The sequence below is a fragment of the Cupriavidus sp. NPDC089707 genome, from assembly GCF_044748965.1.
Classification (GTDB): Bacteria; Pseudomonadota; Gammaproteobacteria; order Burkholderiales; family Burkholderiaceae; genus Cupriavidus.
Window position 1 is genome coordinate 25,029 of sequence record NZ_JBIVHB010000005.1, and the last position, 16,155, is coordinate 41,183.

11 protein-coding genes are annotated in these 16,155 nt (G+C 58.7%); 3 read left to right on the top strand and 8 right to left on the bottom strand.

Features of this window, described 5'->3' with window-relative positions:
• Window positions 1–18: 18 nt before the first annotated feature.
• The 8 genes from ACIP1U_RS10285 to dnaA all read right to left on the bottom strand — a co-directional run bounded on the left by ACIP1U_RS10285 (window position 19) and on the right by dnaA (window position 14,301).
• Complete coding sequence (locus ACIP1U_RS10285) at window positions 19–1,629, bottom strand: type I restriction-modification system subunit M (protein WP_400314442.1); 1,611 nt, start codon at window positions 1,627–1,629, stop codon at window positions 19–21.
• Window positions 1,626–2,765, bottom strand: coding sequence for an AAA family ATPase (locus ACIP1U_RS10290; RefSeq protein WP_400314444.1), 1,140 nt, complete (start codon window positions 2,763–2,765; stop codon window positions 1,626–1,628). The genes ACIP1U_RS10285 and ACIP1U_RS10290 overlap by 4 nt, the downstream gene beginning before the upstream one ends.
• On the bottom strand, window positions 2,762–4,048 hold the full coding sequence (locus tag ACIP1U_RS10295) for a restriction endonuclease subunit S (protein ID WP_400314446.1): 1,287 nt from the start codon (window positions 4,046–4,048) through the stop codon (window positions 2,762–2,764). The genes ACIP1U_RS10290 and ACIP1U_RS10295 overlap by 4 nt, the downstream gene beginning before the upstream one ends.
• Window positions 4,038–7,106: a type I restriction endonuclease subunit R gene (locus tag ACIP1U_RS10300; RefSeq protein ID WP_400314448.1), complete on the bottom strand. Its 3,069-nt coding sequence runs from the start codon at window positions 7,104–7,106 to the stop codon at window positions 4,038–4,040. Before ACIP1U_RS10300 ends, ACIP1U_RS10295 begins: the two co-directional genes overlap by 11 nt.
• A 296-nt stretch (window positions 7,107–7,402) precedes the next feature.
• Window positions 7,403–8,143, bottom strand: a complete 741-nt coding sequence (locus ACIP1U_RS10305) for a hypothetical protein (protein WP_400314449.1) — start codon at window positions 8,141–8,143, stop codon at window positions 7,403–7,405.
• A gap of 133 nt (window positions 8,144–8,276) precedes the next feature.
• Window positions 8,277–10,802 (bottom strand): DNA topoisomerase (ATP-hydrolyzing) subunit B, encoded by a 2,526-nt coding sequence (gene gyrB, locus ACIP1U_RS10310; RefSeq protein ID WP_400314451.1) that lies wholly within the window; start codon window positions 10,800–10,802, stop codon window positions 8,277–8,279.
• A 214-nt stretch (window positions 10,803–11,016) separates the two neighbouring features.
• On the bottom strand, window positions 11,017–12,132 hold the full coding sequence (gene dnaN, locus ACIP1U_RS10315) for a DNA polymerase III subunit beta (protein ID WP_400314453.1): 1,116 nt from the start codon (window positions 12,130–12,132) through the stop codon (window positions 11,017–11,019).
• A 357-nt stretch (window positions 12,133–12,489) separates the two neighbouring features.
• A complete protein-coding gene (gene dnaA / locus ACIP1U_RS10320; RefSeq protein ID WP_400314455.1) occupies window positions 12,490–14,301 on the bottom strand; it encodes a chromosomal replication initiator protein DnaA in 1,812 nt (603 codons plus the stop codon).
• An 805-nt stretch (window positions 14,302–15,106) separates the two neighbouring features.
• On the opposite strand from dnaA, the gene rpmH reads away from it, so the two are divergent.
• The 3 genes from rpmH (at window position 15,107) to yidD (ending at window position 16,155) form a co-directional block, all read left to right on the top strand.
• Entirely contained in the window at window positions 15,107–15,241 is a 135-nt protein-coding gene (gene rpmH, locus ACIP1U_RS10325; RefSeq protein WP_008650850.1) for a 50S ribosomal protein L34, read from the top strand.
• Window positions 15,242–15,383: 142 nt separating this feature from the next.
• Window positions 15,384–15,836, top strand: coding sequence for a ribonuclease P protein component (rnpA, locus tag ACIP1U_RS10330; protein ID WP_400314459.1), 453 nt, complete (start codon window positions 15,384–15,386; stop codon window positions 15,834–15,836).
• Between the two features lie 10 nt (window positions 15,837–15,846).
• Complete coding sequence (gene yidD / locus ACIP1U_RS10335) at window positions 15,847–16,155, top strand: membrane protein insertion efficiency factor YidD (RefSeq protein ID WP_400314461.1); 309 nt, start codon at window positions 15,847–15,849, stop codon at window positions 16,153–16,155.

Sequence of the window (16,155 nt, forward strand, 5' to 3'; positions counted from 1 at the left end):
ACCCGTCAGTGTGAGTGACTATGGCAACGGCTTCAACTCCAGTTCTCTCAGGAAAGCGTTGTGCTTGTCCTTCGCAGCCGCAATCGCCTTTTCAATCTGCACCAGCTCTTGGTGAGTCTCATCCAGATCAATCTCCACCTCGCCCACTGCCGTACTGATATAGCGCGAGATGTTCAGGTTGAAATCGTTCTTCTCGATCTCGGCCATCTCCACTTTGCGTGAGTAGCGCGCCTCTTCCTCGCGGAACTGGTAGGTCTTGATGATCTTGGCGATATGCCCGGGCTTGAGTTGGTTCTGGCGCTTGCCTTTCTCGAAGCGCTCGGCGGCGTTGATGAACAACACGTCGTCCGGCTTCTTGCACTTCTTCAACACCAGGATGCAGACGGGGATGCCGGTGGAATAGAACAGATTGGCGGGCAGGCCGATCACCGTGTCGATGTGTCCGTCCTTCAGCAGCTTAGTGCGGATGCGTTCTTCCGCCCCGCCTCGGAACAGCACGCCGTGCGGCAGGATGATGGCCATCACGCCTTCGTCTTTGAGGTAGTGGAAGCCGTGCAGCAGGAAGGCGAAGTCGGCAGCGGACTTGGGCGCGATGCCGTGGCTCTTGAAGCGCACGTCGTCGGCCAGCGCGTCGGTCGGCTCCCAGCGGTAGCTGAAGGGCGGGTTGGCGACGATGACGTCAAAGCTCGGCTTCTTAGCCGGGTTCTGCTCCCGCATCATGTCCCACTCGTTAAGCAGGGTATCTCCGTGGAAGATCTCGAATTCCGTGTCCTTCACCCCATGAAGCAGCATGTTCATGCGCGCGAGATTGTAGGTCGTGATGTTCTTTTCTTGGCCGAAAATCTTGCCGATGGTGCCGCCGGCCTTGGCCACTTTCTGGCGAACGTTGAGGAGCAGCGAGCCAGAGCCGCAGGCAAAGTCCATCACGCTTTCCAGCCGCTTCTTGGTGCCGGTTTTGGGTTCCTGGCTGTCTAGCGTGACGATAGCGGAGAGAATGTCGGAAATCTGCTGCGGAGTGTAGAACTCACCCGCCTTCTTGCCGGACCCGGCGGCAAACTGGCCAATCAGGTACTCGTAGGCATCGCCCAGCGCGTCGATGTCAGTGGAAAACTCCGCTAGCCCTTCGGCAATCTTTTGGATGATGGCGCAGAGCTTGGCGTTACGGTCGGCGTAGGTTTTGCCGAGCTTGGGGGAGCTCAGATCGATCTCAGAGAAGAGGCCCTGAAAGGTGCTCTCGAATGATTCCGTCTCAATGTATTTGAAGCCAGCTTGCAGCGTGTTCAGCAGGTCCGCGTTCTGGGTGCGGGCCAGGTTGGCAACGCTGCTCCACAGGTGCGCTGGCTGGATGACGTAATGCACCTTGCGGCGCATTTGCTTCTCAAACGCCGGGATGTCGTCCACGTTGTTCGCATACCAGACCGCCAGCGGCTCCTTGCGGGAGTCGACGCCTACATCAGGGTAGTCCTTCCCCAGTTCCTTCTTCGCCGCCGTCTCGTAGTTGTCAGAGAGATAGCGCAGGAAGAGGAAGGACAGCATGTAGTCGCGAAAGTCGTCCGCATCCATCGCCCCGCGCAGTTGATCGGCGATGCTCCAGAGGGTGTTGCCCAGTTTTTGATTGGTGTCGGTCATGTGGTGGCCACTTTCGTTGGTGCTGATTCCTGTGCGGGCGCTGGTGCTGAGGCGTGCAGCACAAACTTGTACTTTTCTTTAAGCCCATTAAAGACGCGCTCAAACGTCAAGAGGTTGTCGGGTAGAACGTCATCGGACTCGAAATAATAAACTTTCTTGTGTGAGAGAGTATTTACGATGCTTGCCACCTCTTCCACATCATCAATTCCTATTTGCTTGAGGACGTAACTAAACTGCCCCACCCCTAGAAATGATGCGACATTTTCGAGTACCTGACGGAGAAGGGCAAAATGATAGGCCTTCACTTCACCTGCGGCGCGAGCCTGATCCAAAACTTGAAGAAGGCGGAGGTGATAGAGGAAGACATCCTTGCGGCAGCTTTCCAATGAAATCTCACCCTTCTTTAGGCTAAGGGTGCAAACACGCGCTTTGCCTTTGAATTTTGAGGCCTTCTCACCTTTCATCAGCCAGTCTGACAATATAGAAAAAAAACCGATGTGATGGGTGGTGATGACGAATTTTCTTTTTTCGAAGTGCTCTTCAATCAAGTCAAATAGCGTTGAAGCGGTGATGAAGATATTATGGTCGTCTAGGCTCGAGACAGGATCATCAATAAAAAAGTGGGCAGACTGCTTGTCTGCCCACCCCTCGACCTCAAAAAGGGCGAGGAAAAAACACCAGACAAAAATTCTTTCTTCACCCCGCGAAATCTTGCGTGGGACTTTGGAAATGTTGTTCGGATCTTTCGGGTCGGCGATTTCATCAAAGAACAACACAGACTTGATCCCATCCTCAGGATTGTCGTGAGGAATGAACTCAAACCTGTAGTCTGGCCGGAATCTATTCAGCTTGTCACGAATGTCGTCCTCCGTGAGCGCACCATGAAAGCGATTCAAGCTACTCTTCCTAATATCTAACTGGACGTTTACTTCACCGTTCTCCGAATCGTTGTCCCAAACAAAAAGGTCTTCGCTATAGGCGTTGTAGTAAACGCCCGAATGAGTGCCATCAGCGCCTTTGGTGGCATCCTTGAAGGCGACAGACAGTCTCGTCTTGCCAGTCGCATTGAACGCATAGATGAGAACAACTTGCTCTTGCGCGCGCGCAAGTTCCTTTGCGATCAGTTTGTGGCTCATTCCTTAGCGTCCTCCGGAGATGGGAAAAGCTGCTGCATCAACGCCTTTTTATGGTTCTTAAGGGCTTCGAGTTTTTGGGCTTCGACGGTGATCAAGGCGTCGAGGCTGCTCAGGCAAGAGGCGATTCGTTGTTGTTCGGAAAGCCGAGGAAATCGGATTCTGAATTTCAAAAAAGCTGCAAAGTGGACTCGCCTTTTTTCAATCAGTGAACCAATTGCCCTGTCGTCATAGAAGGCAACCATTCTCTCACTCCTGAAATATAACTCACAAAAACTCGAATCCACTGTATCGTCGCACCAGAAGATGTTGTAATACTTTGAGACGGCAACTTTTTCGGTTCCCGAGTGCCGTCCTATTGCCCCAAATCGCAAATTCATGGGATTGAGTGCAAAGTCATTCGGCAATACTAATTTGTATGCTTCTGCTTCGTCATTAACCAAAAAGGAGCGTTCATAGCGTTCAGTTTTTGGTGTCACTCCGTCCTCAATGGTTAGGCTGAAGAGCGGCACCTTCTCCTTAGAATACTCGTTTCGTTCGGTGACGAAATCGGAGAGTTCACGCATTTCCCACTCCCCGGCCCTTTGGAATTCGGGGAAACGGAGCCGGGGTTTGGTTTCTCCTTCGCGGGGAAAAAGCTGCTGCATCAGACCTATTTTATGGGTCCTGAGCGAGTCCACTTTACGCGCCTGCGCCGCTATTAGCTCGTCCACCGAACTCAGGCACTCGGCGATTTTTTGTTGTTCATCGGATGACGGCGCAGGCAAAGGCATTGCCATAAAGTCGTCGCTTGATATGGCCATCCTATCGTGGCGAGCACCAGTGCTGGATGCCTGCCGCATGTAGGTATGCCAGCCCGTAGTCTTGAAAAAGTGTTCGTAAAAGTCGCCCCTGTCGTCTTTGAATTTAAAGACTGTGTACAGTGGCGACATTACACCTGTGCCAATCTTGTTCTTCGATATGGGGCCGACGGGCGCTGTTGACGATATGCGTGGATTGTAGACGTAGCTGCCCAGCTCAACTATAAAATAGCCCTCAAGCTTGCCTTGCGTGGCTATATCCTTATCAAAAAAATCTCTCTGATCTACTACACCAAACTCAGCAGAATTTGTCAGCACACGAACAATCTTTTCGTCTCGATTTTTCTGTTTCGCAAGAATCGCCAAACGATTTAGAGGTATAAATTTCCACCCATCTGCCTCCCGAAACTCCGGAAACCGTAGCTTCGGCACCCGTGCGGGCGTTGCCTCATCCTTGATGGCGCTGGTTTTCGTCTTATTGCTCATACGCGCTGAGTCCTGAGATGTCGCGGCCACCGGCGCGTTTTGTGAGGAGGGGGTGCAAATCAGCCATAAGGGCGAGTTCGGCCTGAGTGCGGGCTTTCCATCCGAGGTCGAGCGGGGCCATGAGGTCGCTGAGTTGCTCGCCATCGAAGATCATGCGATCGAGGATGCCGTCCACGAAGCTTTGAAGGGCGCCGATGGCGAGCCCGTGCTTCGCGGCGATGTCGGCGAGTTCCTTGGCACTCTTCTCGGCCTTGAAGCGGGTATAGCCGTCGCGGATGGCGGCCTCAGAGAGGCCCTCACCCGCCTGGAGTGTGGCGATGTATTCTGCGATGTCGTCGCGCTCGTTCATGAACTTGGCATCGGCGCTGATGAGGCCGATGAGTTCCTCGCGGGTCATCTTAGCCTTGCCGGGCCCCTTGTCGGAGAACTTGGCGATGAGGCCCATGATGTAGTCGTAGTCGATGACGGCGGAAGCGAAGAGGACAAACTCGAAGTCGAGCTGGTCCACGAGGTCATCGGTGCCAGGACCATCACCTTCCTTGGCGTCTTTGCCCTGCTGCGCTCTGAGCTCTTTGGCAGTTTGCAGATACTGGCCTTTGAAGCCGCGCAGGTTTTCATCGGGCAGCACCTGCTCGATGGCGGCTTTGTTGTCTTCGCTGAGATCGGTGTATTGGTCCAGCTGGGTTTTGAGTCGCTGGACTTCTTTGAAGTGGCTGATGAAGGCGGCGCGGGCCTCGTCACCCTTCAGGTTGGCCACGGCGGAGGGCGTACAGGCAAGGCCCTGGGACGTCATGAAGTCGTCCAACTTCTGCACGGCGGTCTCCAGCTTCTGAATGACCACAGGCGCCTTGTCCACGAGCCAGATTTCGCGCGCCTGCTCGCTGGTCTTCTCGCCGGAGAAGAGGGCGATGGCGGCATCGACGGAATCTTGCTGGTGGCGAAAGTCGAGGATGTTGCCGTAAGGCTTGGTGCCGTTGAGCACGCGATTGGTGCGGGAGAACGCCTGGATCAAGCCGTGGTGCTTGAGGTTCTTGTCCACGTAGAGCGTGTTCAGGAACTTGGAATCGAAGCCGGTGAGCAGCATGTCCACCACGATGGTGATGTCGATCTTCTGCGCGGCCGGGTAGTCGGCATTGGGCCACTGCTGGTCCTTGATGCGCTTCTGCACATCCTGGTAGTAGAGGTCGAACTCGCTCAAGCGGTGGTTGGTGCCGTAGCGGGCGTTGTAGTCGGCGAGGATGGCCTTGAGAGCGGATTTCTTGCCCTCGGGGTCTTCTTCGTTGTCCGCCTGCTCCTGCGGCAGATCTTCCTGGATCTGCTTCACATCCGGGTCGCCCTCGGCAGGCGGCGAAAAGACGCAGGCGACGTTCAGCGGCTTGAAGTCGGGGTCGGCGGCCTGTTTGTCCGCCTGCATCGCCTTGAACAGCGCGTGGTATTCGATGGCGTCGTTGATGGACGCGGTGGCGAGGATGGCGTTGAAGCGGCGGCCGCCGGTGGCGGCATCGTGCTTGGAAAGAATGGCTTCGATGACGGCCTTCTTGGCAATGGCCTCGCCGGGCTTTGGTGGGTTCTTACCCTCAGGCTTGAAGTAGTCGACGTGGAAGCGCAGGACGTTGCCGTCCTCGATGGCATGGGTGATGGTGTAGGCGTGGAGCTGCTTCTGGAAGAGGTCCGCAGTGGTTCGCATGGAGGCTTGGGTATCCTCGATCTTCTGCAACGTGGCATTGGCCTCGAAGATGGGCGTGCCGGTGAAGCCAAAGAGCTGCGCCTTGGGGAAGAACGCTTTGATGGCTTTGTGGTTCTCGCCAAACTGGGAGCGGTGACATTCGTCGAAGATGAAGACAATGCGTTTGTCCTTCAGCGCTTCGAGCTGTTCTTTGTAGGTGGCCTGGCCGTTTTTGCTGCGCTGCTTATTACGCTTGCTGTTTTCGTCCAGCGCGAGACCGAGCTTCTGAATGGTGGTAACGATGACCTTGTCGGCGTAGTCCTCTGAAAGCAGGCGGCGCACGAGGGCGGCGGTGTTGGTGTTTTCTTCGACGCAGCCTTCCTGGAATTTGTTGAATTCTTCCCGCGTCTGGCGGTCGAGGTCTTTTCGGTCCACGACGAACAAACACTTGTGAATGTGGTCGTTTTCCTTCAACAGGGTAGAGGCCTTGAAGGACGTGAGCGTCTTGCCGCTGCCAGTGGTGTGCCAGATGTAGCCGTTGCCGTTGTCTTCGTCGATGCATTTGACCATGTGTTGCACGGCATAGACCTGGTACGGCCGCATGATCATGAGCTTTTGCTCACCCGCAAGCAGCACCATGTAGCGGCTGATGGTGCGGCCGAGGTCGCACTTTCTCAGAAAGTGTTCGGCGAACTCGTCGAGTTGGGTGATCTTGCGGTTGTCCTCGCCTGCGAACTCATAGATGGGCAGAAAGCGCTCGTCGGCATTGAAGGCGAAGTGGCGGACGTTGTTGTTGGCGAAGTAGTAGGTGCGGTCGCGGTTGCTGACGATGAACAGCTGCATGAAGCAGAGCAGCGTCTTGGTGTAGCCGTTGCCGGGGTCGTGCTTATATTCGACGATCTGCTCCATGGCCCTGCGTGGATTCACGCCCAGGGTTTTCAGCTCGATCTGCACACAGGGCACGCCGTTGATGAGGATGAGAACGTCGTAGCGGTGGTGGCTGTTGTCGGTGTTGATGCGGAGCTGGCGGACGACTTCGAAGTGGTTCTTGCACCAGTCTTTGATGTTCACCAGCGTGTAGTTCAGTGGCGTGCCGTCGTCGCGGGTGAAGGCATTGATGCCGCGCAGGGTCTTGGCAGCGGTGTAGACATCCGGGGTAACGATTTCATCCAGGAGCCTGGCGAACTCGGCTTCGGTCAGCTTGACGCGGTTGAGGGCCTCGAACTTCTCCCGGAAGTTCCTTTCCAGCGAGGCGCGATCGCGAATGCCGTCGCGGTATTCGTACTTCAGGTTCTGAAGCTTGCCAAGGAAGCCGTATTCGATGTGCTCTTCTTTGAAGACGGGGCTCGGTGCTCCGGACGCCAGATCATAGGTGAACTTGGATGAAGGCATTTGGGGAGGAACGTGCGTTGGCTATGGATCGGAAGGCAATGCGGGTGGCGGGTTGCCATGTATTGTATTGTGCCGGTTGGGGATGTACTACAACCACTTATAAGCTCGCCAGTGTGAGGATCCAACGCGTCGAGACGCCTCAGCTTATCTATACGCAGCGGACCGCTCTCAGTCGGGATTGACTTGCTCCCGCAGCTGAAATTCTTGGGTGTACCGGCCGAGCACTCGGCGCCTACGAAAGGCGTTCGACTAAAAATGTATATACAAATATCAAGATGCACGAAACATCGAAAGTATCAGGGCGCGATCAATTTTGCAGTGTCTTCTTCTGGGCGCCACAACTTCAGCGAGCGACTGCCAATTTCCTCGATGGAGACATCCTCGTGCAGCCACAGCGCCAGTCTTCCATTACCTTGGATCACTGGAAAACCAACAGCGACTTCCTTCCCACCATCTATTAACCTGTAGCAATATTCCTTTTTCTTTGCAGCCTCAAGGCAGCCTTGCGATAAGACTTTTATTTTTTCTTCGGCCGCCCTTGTACCGCCAAAATTGCCAATACGCGGTATAGCAACCAGAACGAGTGCAAGAATAAGCGGAAGATAGAGGAAAACAGAAACCGCGAATGCATTCGCCCCTATCCACATTGCGAATTTATCAAATTTACCACCTAAATGTACTATCTTTTTTATTCGCGAAGACCTCTCCAAAACTTGTGCGAGCCAACGCACCAGAGATGGAGCGAACCATATCAAGCTAACCACAGCAAAGAGACTAATAAGGGGCAACACACTTCCCATCATAAAATTCACCCACCCGGCAAGGCCATATGCAACTGCAATATAAGCAGCCACATACAGCTCACCATCCGCAAATGCAAATAAGACTGGGTCAACCCGCAATGATGTCAAGTAGGCTTCTGTGTATGCCCTTCCTACTAGATATGCCAACTTTAGTCCGATGCCGCCAGTAACGAGCACTCTGACTATCCATTGCGCTCGCATTAACCATGCTTCATTCTTTTCAGAAAGTTCCAAGGCAATCCCCCCCTACTGTTTATGCCAGGCTAGAAACAGAAGAAGCCCCATGAAGGGGCTTCCGTGACTATTTCAATTTTGGCTCAGAGATTTAAACTTCCTTTTTCGCATTACAATAATGCTGCCCCTCGAGTCAAACATCAATATTCCGTGCCACCAACGCATTAGATTCGATGAAGTTCCTTCGCGGCTCCACCTCATCCCCCATAAGGGTGGTGAAGATTTGGTCGGCGGCAATAGCATCCTCAATCTGCACCTTCAACAGCCGTCGCTGCGTAACATCCAGCGTCGTCTCAAACAGCTGCTCAGGGTTCATCTCCCCAAGCCCCTTATACCGCTGCCGAGAAACCCCACGCTCAGCCTCAGCCAGCAGCCATTGCATAGCCCCGTGGAAGTCATTGACAGTCTGATCGCGCAGCTTTTCACCTTCACCACGCTGTACCTTGGTGCCTTCCGGTGTCAACCCCTGGAAAGTCTTCGCAGCATTGGACAGCGCAGCGTAGTCAGCCCCGTGAACAAAGTCGGCATCCAGATGCGACAACCGCACGTTGCCATGATGGCGGCGCGCAATCATCAAGCGATGCTTGTCGGTCTTTTCGTCGAACTGCGCGTACACGTCCGCGGTGCCGTCGTCATTCACCGCAGCCCCAATCAACGTCTTGGCATGCATCTCCGCCAGCTTGGCCTTCAGCGCCACCGCTGAAGCCTCCGCCGCCGCAGCACTATCCAGGTCCAGCGTCACCCCGTCCGCAATGGCACGCAGGGCGTCGGTATCCACCACGCGCGACAAGCGGCCAATCACGCCCTCAGTCAGCTGATACTGCCGCGCCAGCTCGGTCAGCGCATCCCCACTGATCTCCGACCCATCCGGCCGCACCAGCGACGCCTTCTCCATCGCCAGCTTCAGCAGGTAGGCATTGAGCTCGACATCATCCTTGATATACCGCTCTTCCTTGCCATGCTTGATCTTGTACAGCGGCGGCTGCGCGATATAAACATAACCGCGCTCGATGATGTCAGGCATCTGCCGGTAGAAGAAGGTCAGCAGCAGCGTGCGGATGTGCGAGCCGTCCACGTCCGCGTCGGTCATGATGATGATGCGGTGGTAGCGCAGCTTTTCCAGGTTGTAGTCGTCCTTGCCGATGCCGGTGCCGAGCGCGGTGATCAGCGTCAGCACTTCCTGGCTGGAGAGCATCTTGTCGAAGCGGGCGCGCTCTACGTTCAGGATCTTGCCCTTGAGCGGCAGGATGGCCTGGAACTTACGGTCGCGGCCCTGCTTGGCGGAGCCGCCTGCGGAGTCACCCTCCACCAGGAAGAGTTCGGACTGGGCCGGGTCTTTTTCCTGGCAGTCGGCGAGCTTGCCGGGCAGGCCCATGCCGTCCATCACGCCTTTGCGGCGGGTCATTTCGCGGGCCTTGCGGGCGGCTTCGCGCGCGCGGGCGGCGTCTACGATCTTGCCGCAGATGGTCTTGGCGTCGTTGGGCGTTTCCAGCAGGAAGTCGGTCAGGGCCTTGCTGACGAGTTCTTCCACGGGCAGGCGCACTTCTGACGAGACCAGCTTGTCCTTGGTCTGCGAGCTGAACTTGGGCTCGGGCACCTTCACGGAGAGCACGCAGGCCAGGCCTTCGCGCATGTCGTCGCCGGTGGTTTCCACCTTGGCTTTCTTGGCGACTTCGTTCTCTTCGATGTACTTGTTGATGACGCGCGTCATCGCGGCGCGCAGGCCGGTCAGGTGGGTGCCGCCATCCCGCTGCGGGATGTTGTTGGTGAAGCAGAGCACCTGCTCGTTGTAGCCGTCGTTCCACTGCATGGCCACTTCCACGCCGATGCCGTCTTTTTCGGTGTTTGCGTAGAAGATGTTGGGGTGCAGGACGCTCTTGGCGCGGTTGATGTACTCGACAAAACCCTTCACGCCACCGGAGAAGGCAAAGTCTTCTTCCTTGCCGGTGCGCTGGTCGACCAGCTTGATATGGACGCCGTTGTTCAGGAACGAGAGCTCGCGTATGCGCTTGGAGAGGATCTCGTAGTGGAACTCGACGTTGGTGAAGATTTCTTCGTCGGCCAGGAAGTGGACTTCGGTGCCGCGCTTGTCGGTGGCGCCGATGACCTTCATCGGGGAGACTTCAACGGGCTGGCCGTCGGGGCCGGGCACGGTCTCGATGATGCGGTTCTGCACATCGCCCTTGGCGAACTCGATCAGGTGGACCTGGCCATCGCGGCGCACGGTCAGGCGCAGCCACTTGGAGAGCGCGTTCACGCAGGACACGCCCACGCCGTGCAGGCCGCCCGATACCTTGTAGCTGTTCTGGTTGAACTTGCCGCCGGCGTGCAGCTCGGTCATGGCGATTTCCGCCGCGCTGCGCTTGGGTTCGTGCTTGTCGTCGAACTTGACCAGGGGCGGGATGCCGCGACCGTTGTCGACGATGGAGATCGAGTTGTCGCTGTGGATGGTGACCTGGATCTCGGTGCAGTAGCCGGCCAGCGCTTCGTCGATGGAGTTGTCCAGCACCTCGAACACGAGGTGGTGCAGGCCGGTGCCGTCCGACGTATCGCCGATATACATGCCCGGGCGCTTGCGTACCGCCTCCAGGCCTTCCAGGATCTGGATCGAGGAGGCTCCGTAGGTGTTTTCCTGTTGTGCTGCTTGCGGTTGGGTCATGTTTTCCTACTCACGGCAAATGCGGAAACCGGCCATATCGGCAAATTTGCCAGGCCAGGGGCTTCCGCAAGGCGGTTACTAAAAACGGCAAAAGGGGCGGATCGCTTGCGATCCTGCCCCCGCTGCAAAAGGACTGCCCGATTGTTGGCGGGTGTCGTAGCGTGCCGTTTGCTGCTCCGGTATGTCGTTCTCTGCGTGTCCTGTTACCGGATCATCAGATGCGCATCGGCATGACGACGTACTTGAAGTTGTCGTCTTCCGGCACGGTAATCAGCGCACTCGAATTCGAGTCGCCGAGGCTGACCTGCACTTGCTCGGTCTTGAGGTTGGCAAGGACGTCGAGCAGGTAGGTCACGTTGAAGCCGATATCGAGCGCGTCGCCCGAGTAATCGAGTTCCAGCTCTTCCTGCGCCTCTTCCTGGTCGGCGTTGGTGGAGCTGATCTTGAGCATGTGCGTGTCGAGGATGCAGCGCACGCCCTTGAATTTGTCGGTGGTCAGGATCGCGGTGCGTTGCAGCGCCTGCTGCAGTCGCACGCGGTCGATCGCGAAGGCGTTCTTGTAGCCCTTGGGGATCACGCGCTGGAAGTCGGGGAACTTGCCTTCGACCAGCTTGGAGATCAGTTCGATATTGGCGAACGTGAACTTGACCTGGTTGGCGGCCAGCTGCACCGTCACCGGATCGTCGTTGTCTTCCAGCAGGCGCTGCAGTTCCAGGATGGTCTTGCGCGGGATGATGACTTCCTGGCGCGAGCCGACGCCAGCCGCTTCGTTCTCCAGCTCCACGCCGCAGTAGGCCAGGCGGTGGCCGTCGGTGGCGACTGCCATGACCTTCTTGCCTTCCACCACCAGCAGCATGCCGTTCAGATAGTAGCGAATGTCCTGCTGCGCCATGGCGAAGTGGACCATCGCCAGCAGGTGCTTGAAGGTCTTCTGCGGCAGGCTGACGCTGGCGTTGAATTCGCTGGCTTCGGCAACGGTCGGGAATTCTTCGGCGGCGAGCGTCTGCAGTGCGAAGCGGCTCTTGCCGGATTGCACGGTCATGCGCTTGTCGTTGAGCGACAGGGCCACGTCGCCGTCAGGCATGGCACGCAGGATGTCGAGCAGCTTGCGCGCGGCTACGGTGGTGGCGACGCTGTCGTTGCCGACGCCGCATTCCGCAAGCGTGGTGATCTGGATTTCGATGTCGGTCGACAGGAAGGACACGTTCGACCCGGACTTGCGAATCAGCAGGTTGGCCAGGATCGGGAGGGTGTGGCGGCGCTCCACGATGCCGCTCACGATTTGCAGCGGACGCAGCAGGTTGTCTCGCGAGGTTTTGACCAATTGCATTGAATTTATCCTTCGTCGTTTGTAGTCGGCGACCGCAGAACGCAAACAACTCCAAATTCACTTAGGAATCAAGGAGTTAATGTGCCATTGTACCAAGGATAAGCCGCTGCGGTGAAGCGGGGCGGGACCGGCCGGCGGGCCAGCTGTGCACAAAAAGCCACGCTGGCACTGAACGCGCCTGCCATCCCGGCCCGACTCACCGCAAAGCCTTATCGGTGGCCACTTTCCGGACTTTTGCTCCGGCGATGCTGACGTTAATTCCCCAGGCGCCACGGGTTGTCCGTGGCGCGCACCCTACAGTATGCCAGCCTCGGGGGCCGGCCCTTCAAAACTGACTTCCAGCCAGGACTGCGCGCATCAACCCTTGAGCGTCTGCTCCAGCACGTGCAGCTCGTGGTTGAGCTGCGCATCCTTGCTGCGTTCGTCGGCGATCTTGCGCACGGCGTGCAGCACGGTGGTGTGGTCGCGGCCGCCGAACAGCTCGCCGATCTCGGGCAGGCTCTTCTGCGTCAGCTCCTTGGCCAGGTACATCGCGATCTGGCGCGGACGGGCAATATTGGCAGGCCGCTTTTTCGAGTACATGTCAGCGACCTTGATGTTGTAGAAATCCGCGCAGGTCTTCTGGATGTTCTCCACCGAGATCTGCCGGTTCTGCACCGTCAGCAGGTCCTTCAGCGCTTCGCGCGTCACCTCGATGGTGATGTCCTTGCCGTGGAAGTTGCTGAACGCCAGGATCTTGCGCAGCGCGCCTTCCAGCTCGCGCACGTTGGAGCGCAGGTGCTTGGCGACGAAGAAGGCGACTTCTTCCGGAACGTTCACGTTCTCGGCGGCGGCCTTCTTCATCAGGATCGCCACGCGCATTTCCAGCTCGGGCGGCTCGATCGCCACGGTCAGGCCGGAGTCGAAGCGCGAGATCAGGCGGTCGTCGATGCCGGTGATTTCCTTGGGGTAGGTATCGCTGGTGATGATCACCTGCGCCCGGTTGGCAATCAGGGCCTCGAAGGCATAGAAGAACTCTTCCTGCGTGCGGTTCTTGCCGGAGAAGAACTGGATATCGTCGATCAGCAGCAGGTCGAGCGAGTGGTAGTAGCGCTTGAACTCGTCGAACGCCTTGCGCTGGTAGGCCTTCACCACGTCGGACACGTACTGCTCGGCGTGGATGTAGCGGATGCGCGCGCGCGGATTCTCCATCAGCATGTGGTTGCCGATGGAGTGGATCAGGTGGGTCTTGCCCAGGCCCACGCCGCCGTACAGGTACAGCGGGTTGTAGGACTTGCCGGGGTTGTTGGCGACCTGGATGGCGGCGGCGCGCGCCAGCTGGTTGGCTTTGCCGGTGACGAAGTTGTCGAAGGTCAGGATCGGGTTCAGGCGCGAGCGCTCGTGGACCGTGTCGCTGGGCTGGTGGCCGGGCATGCCGTTGGCGCCGCCCATCGCTTGCTGCGACGGGTGCGGCTGATGCGGCTGCGGTTGCACGCGGTAGGAGCGGGCGCTGGCTTCGGCGGGGTCCATGTGGACCACGTCGATATCGCCCATGTCGCTGGCGTGCTGGTTGCCACGGCCACCCATCTGGCCATGGCTCTGCCCGTGATGCTGGCCGCCCGGGCCCATGCCGGGCATCGGCGCACGCGCGCCGGCCGGGACCGGCGCGGCGGAGGGGTTGCCCGGATTGCCATATGGCGGCTGGCCCATGCCGTAGGCGGCGGCGGTGGGATATTCGCCATAGCCCGGCTGGCCCGGCTGGCCGGCCATGGGGTAGGGCGGTTGCGCGCCCATCTGCTGGCCGCCCGGGTAGCCGCCCATCCCCGTACCCGGGGCTGCGTGGCCGTCCATGCCCGGCATGCCCATGGCGCCGCCCTGTGCGTGCGCGCCCGGCCCGATGGCCGGTTGCGGCGCCTGCATATAGGCGGCGGCACGGCCGGAGGCCGCGGGATCGAGCACGAACTGGACGCTGACCTGCGCTTCCCAGTACTCGCAGGCCAGTGCGGTGATTCGCCCGGAGAACTGGCTCTTGACCCAGTCCAGCTTGAAACGGTTGGGCGCAGCAATCCGCAGCGCATGCGTTTCTTCATCGAACGCAACGGGCGCCAGCGGCTTGATCCACGTTTTGAACTGTTGCGGCGTCAGTTCGCGCTCGAGTTGCGCGGCTGCCGCCTGCCAGAAATCTTGCATCGTTTGTTGTTTAGTAGTTGCACCCGGGGATCGCGGCCCGGGCTCATCACAAGCGGCGTTTACGTTGCGTCGGCCGGGCCCTTGCTTGCCGTACTGGTAATCACTACCAGTTGGCGTACCCCCGCGGCATGCCATGCGCCAGCCAGCGAGCGATCGGCTCGCCGCACGGTGCGTGCGTTAACTCATGCGTTTTTCGCGGTGGGGGGCCCGGGTTGCGCCTGCGCCACGCAGCCCGTGATGTGTTTGGACCGGGATTGTACCCCCGCCCCCAAGTTATCCACAAAGGATAAGTCTGTGGACAACTTGTGCAAATGCAGTGGATTGCTGTGCACAACCCGTGCTGCAGTGCGGGGTGGCGGGTCGTGGAAAGCCGCGAAAATTCAGGGAAAACATAGACTTCGGCCTGAGTTGTCTTATATGTTGGCGGCGCGGCATGCACATAGATTTGTGCACTGGCCACTGTGGACAATGGTGCACTGACAGGTTCTTCGGTATGTGGCATATGTGCCGTCGCACAATGCCGTTTACCTTGACACCTTCTTTAAAACTGGGTTAAATGCCGGGTTCTGCGATGCGGCAGGGGATCACGTATGCGCATCGCCGGGTCTGGCCTGTTCGTGCCGTCCGCGCCCACAGGCCTACGCCTGCACTGCGCCGCCGGCCGGCAGCAAGACAGAACCAGAATCGTCGGCATTACCGCGGCAGTTCCTTGCCAGCGGCAGCCCCATGCGAACCATACGCGGCGGCCACGGCACCCCGGCACCGGCCGAAGCCGGGCACGCCCAGATCAACCAGAGAGTGCAACATGAAACGTACCTACCAACCTTCTGTTACCCGCCGCAAGCGTACCCACGGTTTCCGCGTGCGCATGAAGACCCGTGGCGGCCGTGCCGTCATCAACGCTCGCCGCGCCAAGGGCCGCAAGCGCCTGGCCATCTGAGGCCCGGGCAACCGGCCTGACGGCGCCAACGGCGCCGTCGATGCCTCTTGCCTCGGGTCCAGGACGGCCTGCGCAGTTTGCGCCGGGTTGCCGCCGGGTCCAGCTAGTCAGTCAGCAGTATTTCTCGCCAGCCTTGCCCAGCGTGTCAGCCCATGCCTTCCCCAAAGCCGCGAGGCTCACAAAGACGGATGAGTTTTCATCCGTTTTTGCTTTGCGGCCCCGGCGTCGCAGCACGCATTTCGTGCTGTACGTGCGCGCCAACGGCCGGGCCGAAGCCCGGCTGGGCGTGGTCGTGGGCAAGAAGTTCGCGCCGCGCGCCGCCGAGCGCAACCTGGTAAAGCGCATGGCGCGCGAGCTGTTCCGCCAGCGCCGCGAGCAGTTGTCGGGGCGTGATGTGCTGTTGCGCCTGCAGGCAAAATTCCCGCGGGCGGAATTTGCCACGCGCACGGCGGTCCGACAGGCGTGCGCGGCGGAAATCGCCAGCTTGCTGGAGGTGGCGGCCAGGCCGCTGCCGCCGCCGCCCGCTGCCAACCCTGCACCGCCCGCCCCGCCGCCGGCTTCTGCCCCGCAGAGCCAGCCACCGGGCAAGGCCTGACGGTCTCACCATGAAGCGAATCCTGCTTGCCCTGCTGCGTATCTACAAGATCGCCCTGAGTCCTTACCTGGGCTCGCAGTGCCGCTTCCTGCCGACCTGTTCCGACTACGCCCGCGACGCGATCGTCCATCACGGCGCCGCGCGCGGCAGCTGGATGGCCGCCTGCCGGCTGTGCCGTTGCCATCCTTTCGCACAAGGCGGGTATGATCCCGTGCCGGGCACGGAAACCGACACAGCCGGGGCGGACTCCGCATCGGGCCGTTCCGTCCATGCCGCGGCAGGCCATGCGCCTGCCGCGATCCGTCTGCCCAGACCCTGA

Coding starts and splice junctions, on each gene's coding strand:
- ACIP1U_RS10285 (WP_400314442.1), bottom strand. CDS start 1,629: ATGACCGACACCAATCAAAAACTGGGCAACACCCTCTGGAGCATCGCC.
- ACIP1U_RS10290 (WP_400314444.1), bottom strand. CDS start 2,765: ATGAGCCACAAACTGATCGCAAAGGAACTTGCGCGCGCGCAAGAGCAA.
- ACIP1U_RS10295 (WP_400314446.1), bottom strand. CDS start 4,048: ATGAGCAATAAGACGAAAACCAGCGCCATCAAGGATGAGGCAACGCCC.
- ACIP1U_RS10300 (WP_400314448.1), bottom strand. CDS start 7,106: ATGCCTTCATCCAAGTTCACCTATGATCTGGCGTCCGGAGCACCGAGC.
- gyrB (WP_400314451.1), bottom strand. CDS start 10,802: ATGACCCAACCGCAAGCAGCACAACAGGAAAACACCTACGGAGCCTCC.
- dnaN (WP_400314453.1), bottom strand. CDS start 12,132: ATGCAATTGGTCAAAACCTCGCGAGACAACCTGCTGCGTCCGCTGCAA.
- dnaA (WP_400314455.1), bottom strand. CDS start 14,301: ATGCAAGATTTCTGGCAGGCGGCAGCCGCGCAACTCGAGCGCGAACTG.
- rpmH (WP_008650850.1), top strand. CDS start 15,107: ATGAAACGTACCTACCAACCTTCTGTTACCCGCCGCAAGCGTACCCAC.
- yidD (WP_400314461.1), top strand. CDS start 15,847: ATGAAGCGAATCCTGCTTGCCCTGCTGCGTATCTACAAGATCGCCCTG.